General features: G+C 69.3%; 18 protein-coding genes. 9 read left to right on the top strand and 9 right to left on the bottom strand.

What is annotated here, in order from left to right:
* Positions 1-29: 29 nt before the first annotated feature.
* Genes ileS through PK98_RS11700 form a run of 3 tightly spaced genes read left to right on the top strand, consistent with a single transcriptional unit; the run spans position 30 to position 3,900 of the window.
* Complete coding sequence (gene ileS / locus PK98_RS11690; protein ID WP_039097077.1) at positions 30-2,918, top strand: isoleucine--tRNA ligase; 2,889 nt, start codon at positions 30-32, stop codon at positions 2,916-2,918.
* Positions 2,915-3,451: a signal peptidase II gene (gene lspA, locus PK98_RS11695; protein ID WP_039097623.1), complete on the top strand. Its 537-nt coding sequence runs from the start codon at positions 2,915-2,917 to the stop codon at positions 3,449-3,451. The genes ileS and lspA overlap by 4 nt, the downstream gene beginning before the upstream one ends.
* Complete coding sequence (locus tag PK98_RS11700) at positions 3,451-3,900, top strand: DUF3035 domain-containing protein (protein ID WP_052208586.1); 450 nt, start codon at positions 3,451-3,453, stop codon at positions 3,898-3,900. The genes lspA and PK98_RS11700 overlap by 1 nt, the downstream gene beginning before the upstream one ends.
* A gap of 63 nt (positions 3,901-3,963) precedes the next feature.
* Here PK98_RS11700 and PK98_RS11705 read toward each other — a convergent pair whose 3' ends face one another.
* On the bottom strand, positions 3,964-5,271 hold the full coding sequence (locus tag PK98_RS11705; RefSeq protein WP_039097078.1) for a hemolysin family protein: 1,308 nt from the start codon (positions 5,269-5,271) through the stop codon (positions 3,964-3,966).
* Between the two features lie 154 nt (positions 5,272-5,425).
* On the opposite strand from PK98_RS11705, the gene PK98_RS11710 reads away from it, so the two are divergent.
* Positions 5,426-6,145: an OmpA family protein gene (locus PK98_RS11710; RefSeq protein WP_052208588.1), complete on the top strand. Its 720-nt coding sequence runs from the start codon at positions 5,426-5,428 to the stop codon at positions 6,143-6,145.
* Between the two features lie 55 nt (positions 6,146-6,200).
* Here PK98_RS11710 and purH read toward each other — a convergent pair whose 3' ends face one another.
* Genes purH through rpe form a run of 3 tightly spaced genes read right to left on the bottom strand, consistent with a single transcriptional unit; the run spans position 6,201 to position 10,496 of the window.
* Positions 6,201-7,790, bottom strand: coding sequence for a bifunctional phosphoribosylaminoimidazolecarboxamide formyltransferase/IMP cyclohydrolase (gene purH / locus PK98_RS11715; RefSeq protein WP_039097079.1), 1,590 nt, complete (start codon positions 7,788-7,790; stop codon positions 6,201-6,203).
* On the bottom strand, positions 7,787-9,820 hold the full coding sequence (locus PK98_RS11720; protein ID WP_052208590.1) for a heparinase II/III family protein: 2,034 nt from the start codon (positions 9,818-9,820) through the stop codon (positions 7,787-7,789). The genes purH and PK98_RS11720 overlap by 4 nt, the downstream gene beginning before the upstream one ends.
* 4 nt (positions 9,821-9,824) lie before the next feature.
* Positions 9,825-10,496, bottom strand: coding sequence for a ribulose-phosphate 3-epimerase (gene rpe, locus PK98_RS11725; RefSeq protein WP_039097080.1), 672 nt, complete (start codon positions 10,494-10,496; stop codon positions 9,825-9,827).
* 84 nt (positions 10,497-10,580) lie between these two features.
* On the opposite strand from rpe, the gene PK98_RS11730 reads away from it, so the two are divergent.
* Together PK98_RS11730 and PK98_RS11735 are read left to right on the top strand one after the other, a co-directional pair.
* A complete protein-coding gene (locus tag PK98_RS11730; RefSeq protein ID WP_039097081.1) occupies positions 10,581-11,456 on the top strand; it encodes a glycosyltransferase family 2 protein in 876 nt (291 codons plus the stop codon).
* The gene (locus PK98_RS11735) at positions 11,453-13,015 is read left to right on the top strand and encodes a glycosyltransferase (RefSeq protein WP_052208592.1); all 1,563 of its coding nucleotides are present in this window, start codon (positions 11,453-11,455) and stop codon (positions 13,013-13,015) included. Before PK98_RS11730 ends, PK98_RS11735 begins: the two co-directional genes overlap by 4 nt.
* Before the next feature lie 4 nt (positions 13,016-13,019).
* Here the strand turns inward: PK98_RS11735 and PK98_RS11740 are convergent, their stop codons facing one another.
* Positions 13,020-14,171 carry a glycosyltransferase family 2 protein gene (locus tag PK98_RS11740; protein WP_161792439.1) on the bottom strand — a complete coding sequence of 384 codons (1,152 nt, stop codon included), beginning with the start codon at positions 14,169-14,171 and terminating at the stop codon, positions 13,020-13,022.
* Positions 14,172-14,389: 218 nt separating this feature from the next.
* On the opposite strand from PK98_RS11740, the gene PK98_RS11745 reads away from it, so the two are divergent.
* The gene (locus PK98_RS11745; protein ID WP_039097083.1) at positions 14,390-14,899 is read left to right on the top strand and encodes a DUF2141 domain-containing protein; all 510 of its coding nucleotides are present in this window, start codon (positions 14,390-14,392) and stop codon (positions 14,897-14,899) included.
* Between the two features lie 40 nt (positions 14,900-14,939).
* Here PK98_RS11745 and PK98_RS11750 read toward each other — a convergent pair whose 3' ends face one another.
* The 4 genes from PK98_RS11750 to PK98_RS11765 form a co-directional block, all read right to left on the bottom strand.
* The gene (locus PK98_RS11750; protein ID WP_039097084.1) at positions 14,940-15,650 is read right to left on the bottom strand and encodes a cell cycle transcriptional regulator TrcR; all 711 of its coding nucleotides are present in this window, start codon (positions 15,648-15,650) and stop codon (positions 14,940-14,942) included.
* 94 nt (positions 15,651-15,744) lie between these two features.
* Entirely contained in the window at positions 15,745-16,785 is a 1,041-nt protein-coding gene (locus tag PK98_RS11755) for a glycosyltransferase family 4 protein (protein WP_039097085.1), read from the bottom strand.
* Positions 16,786-16,795: 10 nt separating this feature from the next.
* Positions 16,796-17,653 carry a UDP-2,3-diacylglucosamine diphosphatase gene (locus PK98_RS11760; protein WP_052208790.1) on the bottom strand — a complete coding sequence of 286 codons (858 nt, stop codon included), beginning with the start codon at positions 17,651-17,653 and terminating at the stop codon, positions 16,796-16,798.
* 156 nt (positions 17,654-17,809) lie between these two features.
* Positions 17,810-18,823: an NAD(P)H-quinone oxidoreductase gene (locus PK98_RS11765; protein ID WP_039097087.1), complete on the bottom strand. Its 1,014-nt coding sequence runs from the start codon at positions 18,821-18,823 to the stop codon at positions 17,810-17,812.
* 90 nt (positions 18,824-18,913) lie between these two features.
* Between PK98_RS11765 and PK98_RS11770 the strand changes: the two genes are divergently transcribed.
* Together PK98_RS11770 and clpA are read left to right on the top strand one after the other, a co-directional pair.
* Positions 18,914-19,132, top strand: a complete 219-nt coding sequence (locus PK98_RS11770; RefSeq protein WP_039097088.1) for a DUF1192 domain-containing protein — start codon at positions 18,914-18,916, stop codon at positions 19,130-19,132.
* A 195-nt stretch (positions 19,133-19,327) separates the two neighbouring features.
* The gene (gene clpA / locus PK98_RS11775) at positions 19,328-21,691 is read left to right on the top strand and encodes an ATP-dependent Clp protease ATP-binding subunit ClpA (RefSeq protein WP_039097089.1); all 2,364 of its coding nucleotides are present in this window, start codon (positions 19,328-19,330) and stop codon (positions 21,689-21,691) included.
* Positions 21,692-21,750 lie beyond the last annotated feature (59 nt).

The following is a 21,750-nucleotide window of genomic DNA, read 5'->3' on the forward strand; positions in this document are numbered from 1 at the left end:
GGCCCCTGCGCGGCTAAGGCGCGGGCAGCATGACCGAACCGCGCGACTATCGAGACACCGTATTCCTGCCGAAGACCGCCTTCCCCATGAAGGCCGGCCTGCCGCAGAAGGAACCGGAAATTCTGGCCCGGTGGCAGGCGGCGGACCTGCATGGCCAGCTGCGCGCCGCGCGCGCCGGTGCCGAGAAGTTCATCCTCCACGATGGCCCGCCTTACGCCAATGGCGACATGCATATCGGCCATGCGCTGAACCATGTGCTGAAGGACATGGTGATCCGCACCCAGACGCTGCTGGGCAAGGATGCGCCTTACGTGCCCGGCTGGGACTGCCACGGCCTGCCGATCGAGTGGAAGGTGGAGGAACTCTACCGCAAGAAGAAGCTGAACAAGGACGAGGTCCCGGCGGACGAGTTCCGCGCCGAGTGCCGCGCCTATGCCGCCAACTGGGTCGATGTGCAGCGAGAGCAGCTTAAGCGGCTGGGCGGGATGGGCGACTGGGACCATCCGTACCTGACGATGGATTACGCCGCCGAGGCGACCATCGTGCGCGAACTGCTGAAGTTTGCCGAGAGCGGGTTGCTGTATCGCGGCGCCAAGCCGGTGATGTGGTCCCCGGTGGAGAAGACCGCCCTGGCTGAGGCCGAGGTGGAGTATGAGGACATCACCTCCACCCAGATCGACGTGGCGTTCGAGATCGTCGAATCGCCGGTGGCGGAGCTGGTCGGCGCCCATGCGGTGATCTGGACCACGACGCCGTGGACGATCCCGGTGAACCAGGCTTTGGCTTACGGGCCGGAGGTTGAGTATGTTTTGGTGGAAGTAAGCTTCACCGCCAACGGTGCTCAGCCATTCAGCGACGATGCGATGAACCATCGCCTACTTGTCGCAGACTCTCTTCTGCCGAGCTTTCTTGCACGCAACACAGGTACTGGCGTTGCTGAGACGCACCGCGTGGTCGCCCATGTCACAGGCTCCGACCTCGCCGGCACTAAGGTGCGCCACCCAATGCACCATCTCGGTGGCTTTTTCGCGGACCTGCGTCCGATGCTGCCCGGCAGCTTCGTCACCACCGACAGCGGCACCGGCCTCGTCCACATGTCGCCCGACCATGGCGAAGACGATTTCGAGCTGTGCCGCGAATACGGCATAGGTCCCAAGTTCGTGGTGGAGGCCGATGGCCGCTATCGTGCGGACTGGCCGTGGCTGGGCGGTGCGGCTTCGGTCATCAATCCCAAGTTCAACGCGCCAGATGGCCCAGTCTGCACCGACCTGGGCGACACAGGCTGCCTGCTGTCCGCCAGCGCGGACTACAAGCACTCCTACCCGCATAGCTGGCGGTCCAAGGCCAAGCTGATCTTCCGCTGCACGCCGCAATGGTTCGTGCCGATGGATCAGGCGATGGCACCGTTCGACTATCCGGTGGCCGGGCTGGACGGGATCGGCGGTGCGGTGGCGCTGGGCACGGCGGCACAGCCGCAGGCGACCTTGCGCCAGACGGCAGTGCAGGCGATCGCCGACACGCGCTGGGTGCCGGAAAAGGGCCGCAACCGCATCGGCAGCATGGTGGAAGGGCGGCCCGACTGGGTGCTCAGCCGCCAGCGCGCCTGGGGCGTGCCGATCACGCTGTATGTCCATCGCGGCACCGGCGAGTATCTGGCCGATCCCATCGTGAACGCAGCGATCGTGGATGCGGTGCGCGAGGGCGGCGTGGATGCCTGGTATGCGGGCGAGTTCCTGACCGGCGAATACGATTCGGACGATTACGAGAAGATCACCGACATCCTGGATGTGTGGTTCGATTCGGGCTGCACCCATGCCTTCGTGCTGGAGAGCGGGCGCTGGCCGGCGCTGCAATGGCCGGCGGACCTGTATCTGGAAGGGTCGGACCAGCATCGCGGCTGGTTCCAGTCGTCCTTGCTGGAAAGCTGCGCCACGCGTGGCCGGGCCCCGTACAAGGCCGTGCTGACCCATGGGTTCACCATGGACGGCAAGGGCGAGAAGATGTCCAAGTCCAAGGGCAACACGATCAGCCCGCTGGACCTGATGCGCGATTACGGCGCGGACATCATCCGGCTGTGGGCGCTGAGCGTCGACTATACCGAGGATCACCGCATCGGCGACGAGATCCTGAAGGGCGTGGCTGACGGCTATCGCAAGCTGCGCAACACGCTGCGTTATCTGCTGGGCGCGCTGGACGGGTTCGACGCAGGCGAGGCGCTGCCGGTGGAGCAGATGCCGGAGCTGGAACGCTACATGCTGGCGCGGCTGGGGCGGCTGGATGCCACGCTGCGCGAGGCGGTCGATGCGTTCGACTTCAACACCTATGTCCGCAGCGTGGGCGAGTTCTGCAACGAGGAGCTGTCCGCCTTCTACTTCGATATCCGCAAGGACAGCCTGTACTGCGACGCGCCGGGCGACCTGCGGCGGCGGGCCTGCCGGACGGTGATGGACACGCTGTTCCATGCGCTGATCCGCTACCTGGCGCCGGTGCTGGTGTTCACCACCGAAGAGGCGTGGGGCACGCGCTACCCCGATGCGGACAGCGTGCATCTGCTGGAATGGCCGGAGGTGCCGGTGGCCGAGGCGGACGAGGCGCACTGGGCGCAGCTGCGCAGCCTGCGCGAGCAGGTGCTGGAAGCGATCGAGCCGCTGCGGCGGGAGAAGATCGTGCGGTCCGGCCTGGAGGCCGAAGTGCGCGTGCCGGCGGCAGCCGTGCCTGCCGGCGTCAGCGATGCGCTGCTGGCGGAGCTGTTCATCAGCGGTGCGGTGACGCGTCACGACGGCGATGGCGTGACGGTCGGCAAGGTGGATGATGCCAAGTGCGGCCGGTGCTGGCGGCTGCTGCCCGAAGTGGTGGAGGATGGCGCGCTGTGCGGCCGCTGCGCCGACGCGGTGCCGCAGGTGGAGACCGCAGCATGACCCACGCGACACGCAACCGGGTGCTGGGCCTGGTACTGGCGGTGCTGGTGTTCGTGGCCGACCAGTTCACCAAATGGCTGATGATCGGCCCGCTGGAGCTGCAGACCCGCGGCCATATCGACCTGCTGCCGTTCTTCGACCTGACCTGGACGGAGAACCGCGGCATCTCGCTCGGCCTGTTCAGTGCACAGTCGAGCGAGGCCCGCTGGATGCTGCTGGCGGTGACCGGGCTGATCGCCCTGGTCATCGTCGTGTGGATGATGCGGGAGCGGCTGCTGGGCGACATCGCCGCGCTGGCGCTGGTGCTGGGCGGCGCGGTGGGCAATATCCGCGACCGGTTCCTGTATGGCTATGTCGTCGATTTCGCCGATTTCCAGGTCTGGGGCTTTCGCCCGTTCCTGATCTTCAACCTGGCCGACGCCGCGATCACGATCGGCGTCCTGATCCTTCTGGTCCGTGCATTGTTCATGCGCGAGACACGCGAGCCCCGCCACGGCGCGGGGCAAGCGGACACTTCCGCGGAGACCTTCTGATGCGTGTTTGCCTGACCCTTCCTCTCGTTCTTGGCGTGGCGCTGGCCGGATGCGGGGGCGGCGGCAATGCCGGCCTGCTGAACCGGGAACGGCCGGACGAGTTCGCCGTGCAGCGGCAGGCCCCGCTGATCGTGCCGCCGGATTTCCAGCTGGTGCCCCCCAGCCCCGGCGCCCCGCGTCCGGTCGATGGCACGACCAGCGATCAGGCCCTGGCCGCCCTGTTCGGCGGCGCGGCGCAGCGCAGCGGCGTGGAATATCGCGCGGTGCAGGCGGCCGGCGCGGCCGATGCCGGCATCCGTTCCAGCGTGGGCGACACGCAGACCAACACCGTGGACAAGGGTGCTGCCACCCAGTCCATCCTGGCCGCGCCCGAGGGTGACGGACAGGACGCCAGCGCGGCCATCCCGGCTGCGCCGACCCAGCCGGCGACTGCCCCGCAGGGGAACTGAGGATCGCGCCCGCGCAGGCCGGGGGCTTGCGCGGGTGTGCCTGGCCGGGCCGGCAGCCCTGCCTTACGCCTCGCCTGCGACCACCTGGCTGACCAGCAGCTTGTCGATCCGGCGGCCGTCCATGTCGACCACCTCGAACCGCCAGCCCTGGTCCTCGCACGTCTCGCCTTCGATCGGCAGGCGTTTGAGCAGCCACAGGATGTAGCCGGCCGCCGTGCCGAATTCGCGGGTGTCCGACAGTTCGATGCCCAGCCGTTCGGCCAGCGCATCGGCCGACATCGACCCCGCCACCAGCAGCGACCCGTCCGCCCGCTCCGTCAGCAGGGGCTGGTCGCCTTCGTCCTGGTGGCTGGCGAAGCCGCCGGCCATGGCGCTGAGCAGGTCGGCGGGGGTGACGATGCCTTCGAAATGGCCGTATTCGTCATGCACCAGCACCATGCCGGTGCCGCTGGCCTGCAGCACGCCCAGCGCGTCCATCGCGTCCAGCTGGTCGGGCACGATCTCCGCCTTGCGCATCACCTGGTCCAGCCGGACGGTCTCGCCCGCCAGCAGCAGGGCCAGCACTTCGCGCACCTTGACCACGCCGACCACCTTGTCGGGCGTGGCGTCCGCCACCGGCAGGCGGGAATGGGGGCTGGCATCGATGGTGGCGCGGATCCCGTTCTCGTCCGCGTTGAGGTCGATCCAGTCCAGCTCCGTCCGGGGGGTCATCAGTTCGCGCACGGGGCGTTCGTTCAGGCGCATCACGCCCGACAGGATGGTGCGTTCCTGTTCGCCGATCACGCCCAGGTGGCTGGCATCGGTGAACATCATCTGCAGCTCTTCCGCCGTCAGCGCCGATTCGCCCGAGGCCCGCATGCCCAGCACGCGCAGCAGGATGGAGGAGGACTTGTCGAGCAGCCAGACGAACGGCGCGGCGACCCGGGCGATCAGCGCCATGGGGCGGGCCATCAGCATGGCCACCGGTACGGAGGCGCGCAGTGCGAACTGCTTGGGCACCAGCTCGCCGATGATCAGGCTGAGATAGGTGGTGACCGCGATCACCAGGGCGAAGCCGGCATTGTCCGCCATGTCGGCCGGCACGCCCAGCAGCTCCAGCCGCTCGCCCACCGGCCCGCCCAGCGCCGCGCCGGAGATGGCGCCGTTGACGATGCCGACCAGCGTGATGCCGATCTGCACGGTCGACAGGAACTTGCCGGGGTCGGCCGCCAGCTCCAGCGCGGTGCGGGCCGCGCTGCTGCCGCGGTCGGCGGCCATGCGCAGTTGCGCCGGCCGGGCGGAGACGATCGCCAGCTCGCTCATGGCAAAGATGCCGTTCAGCAGGATCAGGGCGATGAGGAGGGCGAAGTCGGACCAGGGGAAGGGAGACATTTCACCCCAAGCGCTAGCAGATCGTCAGGCCGAGTCGAGGCCCCTGCGTCCGGTAGGCGGCGGAACGGCGGACAATGATGTTTGTTCACATAAGCGCAGGGCCCGGCATGGCATCAACCATGCCGCGAACCCACAGGACAAGGATGCACCATCGATGATCACCAACAACCAGCCGCCCCGCCCGCGCAACCGGCGCTTCGCCCGTGTCGCGATCGCCAGCATGGCGGCCGTATCGCTGCTGGGCCTGTCCGGCTGCGTGACCGACCCGAACACCGGTGAGCGCAGCATCAGCCGCGCGGCGATAGGCGGCGCCGGCGGCGCGGGCCTCGGCTACCTGCTGGGCGGGCTGATCGGCGGCAAGACCGGGCGCATCCTGGGCGCCGGCATCGGCGGCATCGGCGGCGCGGTGATCGGCAACACGATCGACCAGCAGATCCGCGAGCTGGACGAGGCGACCGCCGGTACCGGCGTGGACGTGACCGAGACGCCCGATGGCAGCGGCATCCTGGTCAACCTGCCCGAAGTCACCTTCGCGGTGGACAGCACCACCATCAGCCCGTCCTTCCGCAGCGCGTTGGACAGCGTGGCGCAGAGCATGATCCGCTACCCCGACAGCCTGGTGGACGTGATGGGCCACACCGATTCGACCGGCAGCGACACCTACAATCTGGACCTGTCGCGCCGGCGGGCCGAATCGGTCGCCAACTACCTGGTCAGCCGCGGCGTGTCGCGCGCCCGGCTGGAGGCGGTCGGCTATGGCGAGCAGTATCCGGTGGCCGACAACAGCACGGCGGAAGGCCGCGCGACCAACCGCCGGGTGGAGATCCGCATCACCCCGATCAGCACCGAGGACGTGCGCGCCGCGCGCAACTGATCGTCGCGATCCCGGGACCCCCGCCCTTCTTACCGGAGGGCGGGGGTTCTTCGTGTCAGTGGCGGAAGTGGCGCATGCCGGTGAAGACCATGGCGATGCCCGCTTCGTTGGCGGCGGCGATCACCTCCGCATCGCGGATCGATCCGCCCGGCTGGATGATCGCGGTGGCGCCGGCGGCCACGGCCATCTCGATCCCGTCGGCAAAGGGCAGGAACGCGTCGGACGCCATGGCGGAGCCGATCGTGCGCGACCGGTCCCACCCGGCCATCTCCGCCATCTCGGCTGCGCGCAAGGCGGCGATGCGGCTGGAATCCTTGCGGTTCATCTGCCCCGCACCGATCCCGGCGGTGACGCCATCGCGTGCATAGACGATTGCGTTGGACTTCACGTGGCGCGCCACGGTCCAGGCGAACAGGCAGTCGGCCAGTTCCCGGTCCGTCGGCGCACGATCGGTCACCACCTGCAGGTCTTCGGCCGTGATCGCGCCGCCATCGCGGGTCTGCGCCAGCAGGCCGCCGGCGATCGGCTTGACCAGCAGGCCGGCCCGGCGCGGATCCGGCAATTCGTCCACCAGCAGCATGCGCAGGTTCCGCTTGGCGGCGAAGGCGGCGCGCGCCTCCGCATCCGCCGCGGGGGCGATCACGACTTCCGTGAAGATCTGGCAGATGGCCTGCGCCGTCACGCCGTCCAGCGGGCGGTTGACCGCGACGATGCCGCCAAAGGCCGACACCGGATCGCAGGCGAGCGCCGCCTCCCACGCCGCCGCCAGGCTGTCCGCCTGCGCCACGCCGCACGGATTGGCATGCTTGACGATCACCACCGCAGGCGCGCCGCCGGCGAATTCGGCCACCAGTTCCAGCGCGGCGTCGGCATCGTTGTAGTTGTTGTAGGACAGCGCCTTGCCCTGCACCTGCTCCGCCTGCGCCAGTCCCGGTGTCGCGGCGCCCAGCGGCGCGTAAAGCGCAGCCTGCTGGTGCGGGTTCTCGCCATAACGCAGTTCGGCCAAGCGGCGCGCGGGCAGCGCCAGCATGTCGGGGAAGGTCTGCCCCTGATCGGCGGTGGCGAACCACTGGCTGATCATGCCGTCATAGGCGGCGGTGGCAGCGAACGCCTTGGCCGCCATGCGCCGGCGGAAGGCCAGCGTGGTGGCGCCGTCATGGTCCGCCAGTTCCTGCAGCAGCGTGGCATAGTCGGATGGATCGGTGACGATCGAGACAAAGGCGTGGTTCTTGGAGGCCGAGCGGACCATCGCCGGACCGCCGATATCGATGTTCTCGATGATCTCGTCACGTTCGGCACCGCGCGCCACGGTCGCCTCGAACGGATAGAGATTGACCACCAGCAGGTCGATCGCGCCGATATCGTGCGCGTCCATCGCGGCGGCATGGGCGGGATCGTCGCGCACGGCCAGCAGGCCGCCATGGATCAGCGGGTGCAGCGTCTTGACCCGGCCATCCATCATCTCCGGGAAGCCGGTCACATCCGACACGTCCAGCACCGGCAGGCCGGCATCGCGCAGCGCGCGGGCGGTGCCACCGGTGGAGACCAGCTCCACCCCGCCCTTGGCCAGGCGGCTGGCCAGTTCCACCAGCCCGGTCTTGTCCGACACGGACAGCAGCGCCCGCCTGATCGTCACGTCACTCATGCCATTCTCACTTTCTCAAACCGCCAGGCGATCTCCGCCCCGCCCTGCGTGCCCGCGCCTTCCAGCGCGCCTTCCAGCACCAGCTGCTGCACCGGATGGGGCTGGCCCTCGCCATCGACCCACAGGCTTTCATCCACCATCAGCGGGTGCCCGGGCGCCTGGAACACCCATTGCGTGCCGTCGGGCAGGGGCAGCAATGCCCCGTCGCCGCCCGGCAGCAGCGCGGGCTCTATCCCCGGACCCAGGTGGAAGCGCAAGCCGTAGGGCACCTTGGCGCGGCGGCCCTTGCGTCCCGTCGGCTCCAGCCGGTCTTCCCCCAGCACCAGCGTGCCGTCATCGCTCAGCGTCACGATCCGGCGGTGGACCAGGCCCAGCCGCGCGCCATAACCGTCATGGCTCGCCTCCACCTGCACCGCCTCGCGCCCGTCAGGCAGGGTGGCGCGGCGGCGGTCCACCTCCACCTCGCTGACGCCCGCGCCCAGCTTGCCCGCCACCTTCACCGCGGTGCTGTTGGCATCGCCCAGCACCAGCGTGGAATGGGCCGCGGTGGCGCGCAGGTTCTGTTCCAGCCGAGTGGGCACCTGCCCGCCGGCAAAGGCTGCGCCGCCGCAATTGACGGCGATGCGATGCGGCCCGGCGGACAATTCGACCGCCAGGGTGGAGGCGCAGCCGTATAGCGAATGGCGCGCCAGCGGCGGCGGCGCGGCGTCCATCAGCAGCACGGTGCGCTGCCGGTCGTTGATGCCGGCCTCGATCCGCTGGTAGCCCCATTGCCGCGCGTCGATCAGCGGACGGGCGCGCACCGTGCTGGCGCTGACCAGCGCGGCGATGCGCGATGCGGGAACCGCGCCGGCGCCCTGCCAGCTGCCCAGCCCGCCATCGGTGTGCAGCACGGTCAGCAGCGGGGGCACCAGCAATTGCAGCATGGCGGAAATGTGCTGCGGCAGCGGGCGGCGCGTCGCGCGGTAGCAGGCGGCGAGTTCGACCAGCAGTTCGATCGCCTCGATCTGCGCCAGCGGGCTGCGCGACAGCACGCCGCCATCGCGGCCGACCAGTTCGCCCACCGCTTCGCCCAGCCCGGCCTCGCCATGCAGGCGGCGCGGCTGCCCGTCGGGCAGCAGCAGGCCGGCGGCGGTGACCGCACACCAGCCGGCCAGCGCCTCCAGCGGATTGTCCGCGCGGCCTGCCTGCCGGTCCAGCCAGGCGGCATGGTCGGCGATGGCGGCCAGCACGCGGCCGCGGAACGGCTTGTCGGTGCCGGACAGGATCAGCGGCGCATGGACCAGCCAGGCGAGCAGGCGGTGGCCGGCATGGCCGACCCTCCAGCCGGCGCCCTTGCGATTGGTGCCCCGGTTGGCGTCCAGCCAGCCGCGCAGGATCCGTTCCGCCACCGCGGCGCCCTGCTGCGCGGTGCCGCCGGCGGCCAGGTCGCGCAACCAGGTGAAGCCGTGCACGGCGCGCTCCAGTGGCGGCGGCAGCGGCGCGGCGGCAGCGAAGTCGACCTCCGCCAGCGGGGTGCGCACGCCATGGATCAGGAAGTGCCCGGCACGCAGCGCGATCCCGGCGGGGCGGTTGCCGGCGAGCGGGCTTTCGACCGTGGCCAGCAGGCGCGGGCGCAGCGGCCGGCCGAACGGGCGCGACAGGGTGCTGCCCGACAGGCCCATGCGATAGGCCACGCGCAGCAGCTTCTCCCCCGCATGCACCTCCGGCACGAAGGAAACGGGCGGCAGCGTATCCTCCAGCTGCGGCTGGTCCGCCGGGGCGGGCCGGGGGATCGGACGCGGCGCCGGTGGTGGCGGGGGCGGTGGTGTTGGCGCCGGCTCGGGCTCGGGTGCCGGTGCCGCCGCCGCTTCGGGGAGTGGCACCGCCACCGGCTCCGCCCTGGGCCGACGCAGGCGCCTGAACTTCGGCGCGGGCGCCTCGGCAACGGGTTCCGGCGCCGCGACCGGTTCGTCGGGTTCGGGCTCCCGCGGGCGCAGGAAACGGTTGCGCGGATCGTGCCCCTGCCCTGCGCCGCCCTCCCCGGTCATGGCGTCAGGCCTGCCCGTCCCCGCGCAATGCGGCAATGTTGGCGGCATAGCGGTCCGGCCCCCCGGCGAAGGCCGCGCTGCCGGCGACCAGCACATCCGCGCCGGCGGCCACGCACTGGCGCGCGGTCACGGGGTTCACCCCGCCATCGACCTCCAGCCGGATATCGCGGCCGGTCCGGTCGATCATCTTGCGGATCGCCTCGATCTTCTTCAGCTGGCTGGTGATGAAGCTCTGCCCGCCGAAGCCGGGATTGACGCTCATCACCAGCACCAGGTCGATGTCGTCGATCAGGTAGTCCAGCATCTTGGCGGGCGTCGCGGGATTGAGCGAGATGCCGGGCTTCGCGCCCGCCGCGCGGATCGCCTGCACCGTGCGGTGGGTGTGGGCGCCGGCTTCCGGATGCACGGTGATGTAGTCGGCCCCGGCCTTGGCGAAGGGTTCGATCCACAGATCCACCGGGCTGACCATCAGGTGCACGTCGAAGGTCTTGGCACTGTGGGGCCGCATCGCCTGCACCACCATCGGGCCGAAGGTGAGGTTGGGCACGAAATGGCCATCCATCACGTCCAGGTGGATCCAGTCCGCACCCGCCGCGTCGATGGCGCGCACCTCTTCCCCCAGCCGGGCGAAATCGGCGGACAGCATGGAAGGCGAGATCAGCGGCGCGGTGCTCATGCGTGAATCGCTTACCGTTGGCGACCGGGCGCAACAAGCGGGAACAGGGGTGCGATACGGCATCGGGCAGGCTACAACCGCGCCGTGCCCGCCGTCTCGATCATCTGCATCTTCCTGAACGGCGAACGCTTCCTGGGCGAGGCGATCGACAGCGTGCTGGGGCAGGACCATCACGACTGGGAACTGCTGCTGGTGGATGACGGCTCCACCGATGGCAGCGCGGCGCTGGCGCGATTCTATGCCGCCGATGACCGCCGCATCCGCTGCCTGGCACATCCGGGCGGCGGCAATCGCGGGATGAGCGCGGCGCGCAATCTGGGGCTGGCCCATGCGACGGCGCCATGGGTGGCGTTCATCGATGCCGACGATCGCTGGCGCCCGGGCAAGCTGGCCGCGCAGCTGGCGATCGTGAGCGCGGAGCCGCGGATCGCGCTGCTTGCGGGCACGGTCAATTACTGGGGCAGCTGGGAGGGGCGCGCCGACGTGCTGACCCCGACCGGGCATGTCCAGGACCGTCTGGTCAAGCCGCCTGAGGCTGCCCTGGCGCTGTATCCGGTGGGTGCGGCGGGGGCGCCCTGCCCGTCCGACGTGCTGGTCCGCCGGGATGCGCTTGCTGCCGTGGGCGGGTTCGAGGACCAGTTCACCGGATCGTTCGAGGATTGCGCCGCCTTCGGCAAGATCTTCGCCACGCAGCCGGTGTGGTTCTCGCACGAGGTCTGGCTGGATTACCGCATCCATGCGGGCAGTTCCGTCGCGGGCATGATCGGCGGCGGGCATTACGCCGCGCGCCGGCGGTTCTTCCTGCACTGGTATCGCGACTGGTTGCGGCAGGCTGGCATCGGCGTGGTGGAGCGGGCCGTGCGCCGGCGGCTGTGGCGTGACCGGCTGCGGCCCGGGACCTACCGCTACACCGCGCTGGGCCGGCTGGCCTGGCGCCTGCGCGAAGGCGTGCGGCGGTGAGCATCAGCGTCGTCATTCCGGCGTACAATGCCGCGCCGTGGCTGGTCGACGCGATCGCCAGCGTGGCGGCGCAGGACGTGCCGGCGGAGGTGATCGTGGTGGATGACGGCTCCACCGACGACACCGTGGCGGTGGCGGAGCGCGCCGGCGTGCGGGTGCTGCGCCACCCGGCGGCGCGTGGCCCCTCGGCAGCGCGCAACAGCGGCGCGCGGGCGGCGACAGGGGACGCCGTGCTGTTCCTGGATGCGGATGACCGGCTGCTGCCCGGCGCGCTGGCCGCGGCGGCGGCGTGCCGGACGGCGCATCCCGCCGCCGCCTTCGTCTATGGTGCGCACCGGCGGGTGGATGCAGCGTGGCGGCCGCTGACCCCGGCGGTGCTGGTACGCTGCGAACCCGATGCGCGGCTCGCCTTCCTGCGCACCAATTGCGTGGGCATGATCGCCAGTGCCCTGTTCGACCGGGCGAAGCTGCTGGAGGCCGGCGGCTTCGACGAAGCCCTGCGGCAGTGCGAGGATTACGACCTGTTCCTGCGGCTGGCGCTGCGCTGGCCGGTGGCCTGCCATGTCCGGCTGATGGCGGAATACCGCATCCACGGCACCAATGCTTCGGGTGATCCGGCCCGGGTGCTGGCGGCGGCGTGGGCGGTGCAGGCGCGGCATGAGCCGGCGGACCCGGCGGGCCGCGCGGCGGTGGCACGTGGGCGGCGGGAATGGGCGGTCGCCTATGCGCTGGCCGCGTGGCGGGACATTGCGGGCCTATCGCCGGCGCGCATTGCCGGGCAAAGGTGGCGCATGGCCCGTCTCGCCCCCGCTGCATCGCTGATCGCCGCCGCCACCTGGGCCGCGCGCCGTATCCTGCCACAGGCCGCCTTTGCCCGGGTCAAGCGCCGGCTGACCGGCACGCCCCAGCCCGGCCGGGCCAATCTGGGCGACCTGGACCGGCCGACGCCGATCAGCCCCAACTTCGGCTATGACCGGGGCACGCCGATCGACCGCTTCTATATCGAGCGGTTTCTGGACCGGCACCGCGCCGACATCACCGGCCGCGTGCTGGAGGTGGGGGATGCCGCCTATTCGCAACAGTTCGGCGGCGCCGCGATCACCCGGCAGGACGTGCTGCACGCCCACGCCGAGAACCCGGAGGCGACCATCGTGGGCGATCTGGGCCAGCCCGGTCTGCTGCCGGCCGATGCGTTCGACTGCATGGTGCTGACGCAGACGCTGATGCTGGTGTGGGACATGCCGGCCGCGGCGGCCGAACTGTACCGGGCGCTGAAGCCGGGCGGCGTGCTGCTGCTGACGGTGCCGGGCACCAGCAGCGTCGACCGGGGCGAATGGGGCGCGAACTGGTTCTGGTCGCTGACCGGGTCCAGCGTCACCCGCATGTTCGAGGGCCTGTTCGGGGCGGAGAACATGACGCTGCGGGTCGAGGGCAACGTCTATGCCGCCACCTGCTTCCTGCATGGCCTGGCGCAGGAGGAGGTGCGGACCGACTGGCTGGAGCAGGCGGACACCGCCTACCCGATGGTGGTCACCCTGCGGGCGGTAAAGGCAGGATAGCCCTTCAATCCTCGGCCTCGTCCTCGTCCGGCTCTTCCACCTCGTCCTCCGCCAGGGGGCCTTGCGGGCTGTCGAGCGGGGCGGGGTAGAGCGGCGATCCGGGGCGGGCCTGGCGACCATCGGGCAGGATGCCGGGCAGCGGGTCACATTCCCCGAACACCCAGCTGCGGCTTTTCAGCCGGGCGTGGCTGCCCCAGCGATGGCCCAGCCGCGCCAGGCCGCGGCGGGCGGCGAAGCTGAACCGGTCGGCCGCGAACATCAGCGCGGCGGAGCGGTCGTCGCCCCACAATTTGCGCGCGGCGCGGCGGGCATTGGCCCAGTCGCCGGAGCGCGCAAAGGCCACGGCCGCGTTGCGGTTGGCCGCCACCAGCGCGAACTGCGCCTGCCGCCCGTCCAGCTGCGCCGCATGGACGAACCGTTCCACCACCGCGATATGGCCCAGCGCCATCCGGGTCTGGTCGGCCGACATCTGCGCCGCATGCAGCCGGTAGCCAACCAGATATTCGGGCACATATTCCAGCTTGTAGCGCATCAGCAGGCGCAGCTGGAAATCGAAGTCCTCGCTGCCGCCGATCCTGGCCTCCGCATAGGACGGATCGAAGCCCCCCACCGCCAGCGCCGCTTCCCGCAGCACCAGCAGGCTGGAGCCGTTGCCCACATGGTTGACCAGCAGGTGATCGTAGAAGAACGAACCGCGCTTGCCCGCGCCATAACCGCTGGCGATCACCCGGTCGTGATCGTCCACCATGCGGAACAGGGCGTAGCAGCCGACCCAGCCTTCTTCCGGCGGATGGGTCTGCAGCGCGGTCAGCTGCTTTTCGATCTTGGTCGGATGCCACAGATCGTCCGCATCCAGGAAGGCAACCCAGGTACCCGTGGCCAGTTCGGTGCCGCGGTTGCGCGCCCGCGCCACGCCGCCATTGGGGAAGCTGTGCACGGTGACCCGCGAATCGCGTGCGGCAATCGCCTCCGCAATGGCGCGGGTGTCGTCGGTCGATCCGTCATCCACCACCAGCACGTCCAGCGCGGGCCAGGTCTGCGCCAGCGCGCTGGCAATGGAACGCGCCACGTAACGGCCCATGTTCCACGCCGGGATCACCACTGTCACATGCGGCAGGGTGGCCGGCCAGGTCGCAAAACGGTTACTCGAGTCCACGAATCCTTTCGCTCCGCCTGTCATGTCGCGCCTGTGTGGAGACGCCACGCGCGTCGGCACCGTAGAACGCGCGGCTTGCCCTGCCCATAGGAAGAATACACGATTAAGCACGAGTTCACCGCTCCTGCGGCAATAACTACCCGCTCACCAAGCCTTGGTCTGCCGCGATACCATCTGTGCGCGGGCCTATCACGCCAGCTGTTTACGGAATCCTTAGCTTGACCTCTTCCAGCCCTGCCCGTCGCATATCCATTGCCGCGTTCGTTTCTGCTGCCCTGCTGGCCGGCACGACTGTTCCTGCGCATGCGCAGTTTCGCAACGAGATCGCGCACAATCCCGCCGCCTGTCGTGCGGGGCGCGGGCCGGCGGTGTATGTCACGATCGATGGCGTAAAGCAGAACGGCGGCACGCTGCGGGTACAGCTGTATCGCGGCATCAAGGCGGACTGGCTGGAGCGCGGCCGCTGGGTCAACCGGATCCAGCTGCCCGCACGCGCCGGCCGGATGCAGGTGTGCATGCCCGTGCCGATCGCCGGCACCTATGCCATTGCGGTGCGGCATGACATCAACGGCAATGGCCGGACCGACCTGAGGACGGATGGCGGGGGCATGAGCAACAACCCGTCCATCAACATCTTCAACCTGGGTCGGCCCAGCTACACCCGCACCGCCTTCCCGGTGGCCGCGGGCGAGGTGAAGCCGATCACCATCGAGATGAAGTACATGTAATTGCAGGCGGGGGCGGCACGGACCGCCCCCGGCCGGTATGTCAGGCTTCGCCGGCGTCGGCCGTGCGGCGTGCTTCCAGCCATGCCTCGGCCTCGGCCTCCTGCGCGGCTTCGGATGCGGCGCGGCTGGCGGCATCGCGTTCGGCGCGCAGTTCCTGGATCAGGATGGCGCGATCGTCACGCGGCTGCACGGCAGGCTCGGCGCCCTCGTCCGTCTCGGCATCCTGCGGCAGGTTCTTGCCCGCGCGGGCAACGGCCGCGTCCAGTTCGCGCTGCGAACACAGGCCCACCGTCACCGGATCCTTCGGCGTGATGTTGCTGATGTTCCAGTGGTTGCGTTCGCGGATCGCGGTGATCGTGGTGCGGGTGGTGCCGATCAGCTTGCCGATCTGCGCATCGCTGATCTCCGGATGGTTGCGGATGATCCAGGCGATGCCGTCGGGCTTGTCCGCCCGCTTCGACACGGGGGTGTAGCGCGGCCCCTTGGTGCGGCTGACATCCACCGGCGCGCGATGCATCTTCAGCCGGTATTCCGGGTCGGCCTGGCCCTTCTCGATTTCCGCATGGGTCAGTTCGCCCGAATGCACCGGATCGCGGCCGGTATATTTCGTGCTGGTCAGATCGTCCGCCATGGCCTGCACTTCCAGGATGTGCAGCCCGCAGAATTCCGAGATCTGCTCGAAGCTCAATGCGGTGTTGTCGACCAGCCAGCTGGCGGTCGCATGGGGCATCAGGGGGGTGGGCTGGGCCACGTCGGCTCTCCGCTCGATAAACAAAGGGCCGCCCCATCGCGGAGCGGCCGTATTGCAGCAGATGTAGCCCCTATGGATGCGATCGGCAAGAAGATCAGGCGAAAGCAGGCCGTTTCGTGCCGTCATGGGCCGCGGCGGCCGGCTCCAGCGCGTGCAGGAACTGGTCGGCGCTGGCGGACCAGGTGAAGGTGCGGCCATGGGCCAGGCAATCCCCGCGATCGAGCGCAAGGGCAGCGGCGATCGCATCCTCCAGCCGGGTCGCCATAGCTCCGCTGGCGGGCGTCAGCACGTCAACCGGGCCCGCCACCGGGTAGGCGGCGACCGGCGTGCCGCAGGCCAGCGCCTCGATCATGACCAGCCCGAACGTGTCGGTGCGGCTGGGAAACACCAGCACATCTGCCCCGGCATAGCAGGCGGCCAGGGCCGCGCCGCTCTGCTTGCCCAGGAACAGGGCGTGCGGGAACTGCGCCTGCAACCGGGCCAGCGCGGGGCCGTCGCCCACCACCACCTTGCTGCCCGGATGGGTGTTGGCCAGGAACGCCTCCACGTTCTTTTCCGGCGCGACCCGCCCGACATAGAGCTGGATCGGGCGCGGCAGGTCGAAGAACAGGTCGGGCGGGGCGACGTCGGGACCGAAGGCGGCCAGGTCGACGCCGCGGCCCCAGGGCCGCACCTGCGTCAGCCCGTGCGCGTGCAGCTGGTCCCGAATCGTGCCGGTCGCCACCATGATGCCGGCGGCCGGACGGTGGAAGTGGCGCACATAGGGCCAGAACAGCCGCGCATCGAGGCCGGTGCGGCGGGCCAGGTAGTCGGGGAACTGCGTGTGGTAGGCGGTGGTGAACGCCCGCCCCCGCCGCACCGACCAGCCGCGCGCGGCCCAGCCCAGCGGCCCTTCGGTGCTGAGGTGCAGCGCGTCCGGATCGAATTCGTCCAGCAGGCGGCCGACGCGCCCCGCGCCGGTCATGGCCAGGCGGATTTCCGGATAGGTCGGGCACGGGACGGAGCGGAACATGTCGGGCGAGATCACCCCCACCTCGTGCCCCCGGCTGCGCAGTTGCGCGGTTACCGCCGCCAGCGTGCGGACCACGCCGTTGACCTGCGGCGCCCAGGCATCGGTGACCAGTGCGATCCGCACCCGCCCCGCCTCAGGCCGCGCGCAGCCGGGTGATGGTGGCAGGCCCGGGCGCGCTGTCCTGCGCCCCGGCGCGGGCGGCCATTTCATCCGCCCAGTGCAGGATCTCCATGCGGCCGTCCGCATGTTCGACCAGCGCGTTGCAACCTTCGACCCAGTCGCCATCGTTCCAGTATTCGACGCCGTCGATCGTGCGGAACTCCGCCGTGTGGATATGGCCGCAGACCACCCCGTCCACGCCCCGGTCGCGCGCGGCACGGGCGACCACTTCCTCGTAGCGGGAGATGAACTCGACCGCGTTCTTGACCTTGTGCTTGGCCATCTTGCTGAGCGACCAGTAGGGCATGCCCAGCCGCCGGCGGACCGCGTTGGTCCAGCGGTTCAGCTCCATGGTCAGGCCGTAGAGGGTGTCGCCCACGAAGGCGAGCCAGCGATGGGCCAGCATCACCGCGTCAAACTCGTCGCCATGCGTCACCAGCAGGCGGCGCCCGTCTGCGGTGGTGTGGAACGCGGCGCGGCGGATATCCACGCCGCCGAAGCTCATGCCGGTGAACTGGCGGAACATCTCGTCATGGTTGCCGGGAATGTACACGACCCGGGTGCCGCGCCGTGCACGGGCCAGGATGCGGCGCACCACCTCGTTATGGGCGGCGGGCCAGAAGAACCGCTTCTTGAGCCGCCAGCCGTCGATGATGTCGCCAACCAGGTACAACGTGTCGCTGTCCGTGCGGTCAAGGAAGTCGAGCAGCATGGCGGCATTGCAGCCGCGGGTGCCCAGATGCACGTCGCTGATCCAGATGGTGCGATACCGGCGCCGGTCTCCAGGCTCCACCGGGTCCGGCACCCCATCGATGTTCAGGGCCGGAAACATCCTGAGCACGTCGGCATTGCCGACATCGGCATCGAGATAGGTATCGAACATCGTCGCCCCCCACGCTGCATCGTCCATGCGGCGTGGGGTGCCACGCTTGTGTGACAGCGTGCGGCCAGTTTGCGGTCACTTCCGGGACTGTGTGACCGCGACGTTTCAGGTGGCCACGTCCAGCACGATCTTGCCGATGTGATCGCCCGCCTCCATCCGGCGGTGCGCCCCTGCCGCGTCGGCCAGCGGGAAGCTTTCGTCGGTTACCGGACGCAAGGATCCATCGGCCACGAAAGGCCAGACCTGCGCCAGCACATCGGCCGCCAGCGCCGCCTTGAACGCGGCCGGGCGGGCGCGCAGGGTGGAGCCGGTCAGGGTGTGCCGCTTCACCATAACGCCCGCCATGTTCACCTCCGCCTTCGCGCCGCCCAGCGTGGCGATGGTGACCAGCCGGCCATCGGGGGCCAGGCAGTCCAGGTTGCGCTGCGTGTAGCTGCCGGCGACCATGTCCAGCACCAGGTGGACGCCCGCATCCTCCGTCAGGCTGAGCACCCGCTCCACGAAGTCGGCGGCGCGGTAGTTGATCGCGTGGTCGGCGCCGATCTCCAGCGCCTCCGCGCATTTGTCGTCGCTGCCGCAGGTGACGAACACTTCCAGACCCTTCAGTGCGCCCAGCATCGTCGCCATGGTGCCGATGCCGCTGGTGCCGCCATGCACCAGCAGCCGTTCCCCCGATTGCGCGGCGCCACGCTGGAAGACGTTATGCCACACGGTGAAGAGGGTCTCCGGCAGCGCGGCCGCCTCCGCCAGCGACAGGCCGGCGGGCACGGGCAGGCACAGCGCGGCGTCGGTCAGCACATATTCGGCATAGCCGCCGCCTGACAGCAGCGCGCAGACCTGCTGACCATGCAGCGCGGGATCGGCGCCTTCGCCCAGCGCCACGATCGTGCCGGCGACCTCCAGCCCGGGTATTTCGGACGCACCGGGCGGCGGCGGGTACATGCCGCGCCGCTGCAGCACGTCCGGCCGGTTCACGCCGGCATGGGCCACCCGGATCAGCACCTGCCCGGCGCCGGGCTGCGGCACCGGCATGGTCGTGGGCACCAGCGCCTCCGGCCCGCCGCCCGCGGCGTGATCGATGGCGATAGCCGTCATGTTTTCAGGCAATTGCAGGTTCATGCGCGGCCATTCCTTGGTGGCGGGTCAATTCACAAAGCTAGGGATTCGCACCATTGACAGCAAGCGGAGGGAGGCGGATGCTGCGATGCAATGGACGACGAGAGCCCCCTGCTCCGCGGCCCCAGGCATCCCTTGGGGCATGCCAGCCAGCTGGCCGGCGAGCCGCTCGACACCTACTCGCAGGATGAACTGACCGCGCGCATCACCGCGCTGGAGGCGGAGATCGCGCGGGTGCGGGCCCATGCCGACAGGGCCGCCGATCACCGGCGGCTGGCGGAATCGATCTTCAGCCAGAGACGAGAAGACTGATGGGGCGCGGCCCCGCCCCGGCCCACTTTGCATCGGCGCTTCCGAGCCCCATATCCCGCATTACCAACAACGACCCCGCGGCGCCCAGAGGCGAGTGCGCGCGCAGGCACGGGTGGCCCCGACCGGGGAATTCACGCCCGCTTCATTCCCTTCGCCGACCTTCGGACCGCACCCACGCACGAAAGCACCCCTTCTATGCCTAGTTTCGCCCAGAACCTCGAGAAGACCCTTCACACGGCGCTGCAGAACGCGACCGAGCGGAGCCATGAATATGCGACGCTGGAACACCTGCTGCTCGCACTGGTGAACGACCCGGAAGCATCGGAGGTGATGCGGGCCTGCGGCGTGGAGCTGGGCGAGCTGGGCAATGTGGTGCGCCAGTACCTGGACCAGGAATATCAGAGCCTGAAGACGGAGGACGACGCCGACCCGCAGCCGACCGCCGGGTTCCAGCGGGTGATCCAGCGCGCGATCCTGCATGTGCAGTCCAGCGGCAAGGATGTCGTGACCGGCGCCAACGTGCTGGTCGCGCTGTTCTCCGAACGGGACAGCTACGCCGTGTATTTCCTGCAGCAGCAGGACATGAGCCGGCTGGATGCGGTCAGCTTCATCAGCCACGGCATCGGCAAGGGCGGCAAGCCGGTCGAAGGCCGCCAGCCGACCGGCACCGGGCAGGAGCGTGATGCCAAGGGCGAGGAGAAGCCGGAAAAGAACAAGAAGGAATCCGCGCTCGACCAGTTCACCGTCAACCTCAACAAGAAGGCGCTGGACGGCAAGGTCGACCCGCTGATCGGACGCGGGCCCGAAGTGGACCGCACGATCCAGATCCTGTGCCGCCGGTCCAAGAACAACCCGCTGTATGTGGGCGATCCCGGCGTGGGCAAGACCGCCATCGCCGAAGGTCTGGCGCGCAAGATCGTGGAGGGCGAGGTGCCCGAGGTGCTGCAGGACGCGGTCATCTACAGCCTGGACATGGGCGCGCTGCTGGCCGGCACGCGGTACCGCGGCGATTTCGAGGAGCGGCTGAAGCAGGTCGTGTCCGAGCTGGAGAAGATGCCGGAAGCGGTGCTGTTCATCGACGAGATCCACACGGTGATCGGCGCGGGCGCGACCAGCGGCGGGGCGATGGATGCGTCCAACCTGCTGAAGCCGGCGCTGTCCAGCGGCGCGATCCGCTGCATCGGGTCGACCACCTACAAGGAGTTCCGCAACCACTTCGAGAAGGATCGTGCGCTGCTGCGCAGGTTCCAGAAGATCGACGTGAACGAGCCGAGCGTGGAGGACACGATCAAGATCCTGCGCGGCCTGCGGTCCGCGTTCGAGGAGCACCACAAGGTCAAGTACACGCCCGATGCGATCAAGACCGCGGTGGAAATGAGTGCCCGCTACATCAACGACCGCAAGCTGCCGGACAAGGCGATCGACGTGATCGACGAGGTCGGCGCCATGCAGATGCTGGTGCCGCCCAGCCGCCGCCGGCGCACGATCACCGCCAAGGAGATCGAGAAGGTCATCGCCACCATGGCGCGGATCCCGGCCAAGTCCGTCAGTTCCGACGACAAGGCCGTGCTCGCCAGCCTGGACAAGGACCTGAAGCGGGTGGTGTTCGGGCAGGACAAGGCGATCGACGTGCTTGCCACCGCCATGAAGCTGTCCCGTGCGGGCCTGCGCGATGCGGACAAGCCGATCGGCTCCTTCCTGTTCTCCGGCCCCACGGGCGTCGGCAAGACGGAGGTCGCGCGCCAGCTGGCCAATGTCATGGGGATCGAGCTGAAGCGGTTCGACATGTCCGAATATATGGAGCGGCACTCGGTCAGCCGGCTGATCGGTGCCCCTCCGGGTTATGTCGGCTATGACCAGGGCGGGCTGCTGACCGATGCCATCGACCAGCATCCGCATTGCGTGCTGCTGCTGGACGAGATCGAGAAGGCGCATCCCGACCTGTTCAACATCCTGCTGCAGGTGATGGATAATGGCCGGCTGACCGATCATCACGGCAAGACGGTGGATTTCCGCAATGTCGTGCTGATCATGACCACCAATGCCGGTGCCGCCGATGCGGCCAGGCAGGGGATCGGCTTCGGCGCCGGCACCCGGGTGGAGGCGGCGGAAGAGGCGGTGAAGAAGATGTTCGCCCCCGAATTCCGCAACCGGCTGGATGCGATCGTACCGTTCGATTACCTGGAGCGGGAGACCGTCAGCCGCGTGGTCGACAAGAACATCCTGCAGCTGGAACTGCAGCTGACCGACCAGAACGTGCATATTCAGTTCGACACCGATGCGCGCGAATGGCTGGCGATCAAGGGCTACGACAAGCTGATGGGTGCACGGCCCATGGCCCGGCTGATCCAGGACAAGGTGAAGCAGCCGCTGGCGGAGGAGCTGCTGTTCGGCAAGCTGGCCAGCGGGGGCGAGGTGCATGTCAGCCTGAAGGACGACAAGCTGTCCTTCGAACTGACGCCGGCCGCGCCGGGTGCCGCCAAGCCGGGCAAGAAGCGTCGCGGCGCCAAGGCCGCGGGCCCGGCCGACGCGACGGAGGAGCAGGGCGAGCAGGACTGATCGCCCGCCATTGCAGCTGACGAAGGGGGGTGGGCCGCGGCTCACCCCTTTTTCGTTGT

Source organism: Croceibacterium mercuriale (assembly GCF_000802385.1).
GTDB lineage: Bacteria > Pseudomonadota > Alphaproteobacteria > Sphingomonadales > Sphingomonadaceae > Croceibacterium > Croceibacterium mercuriale.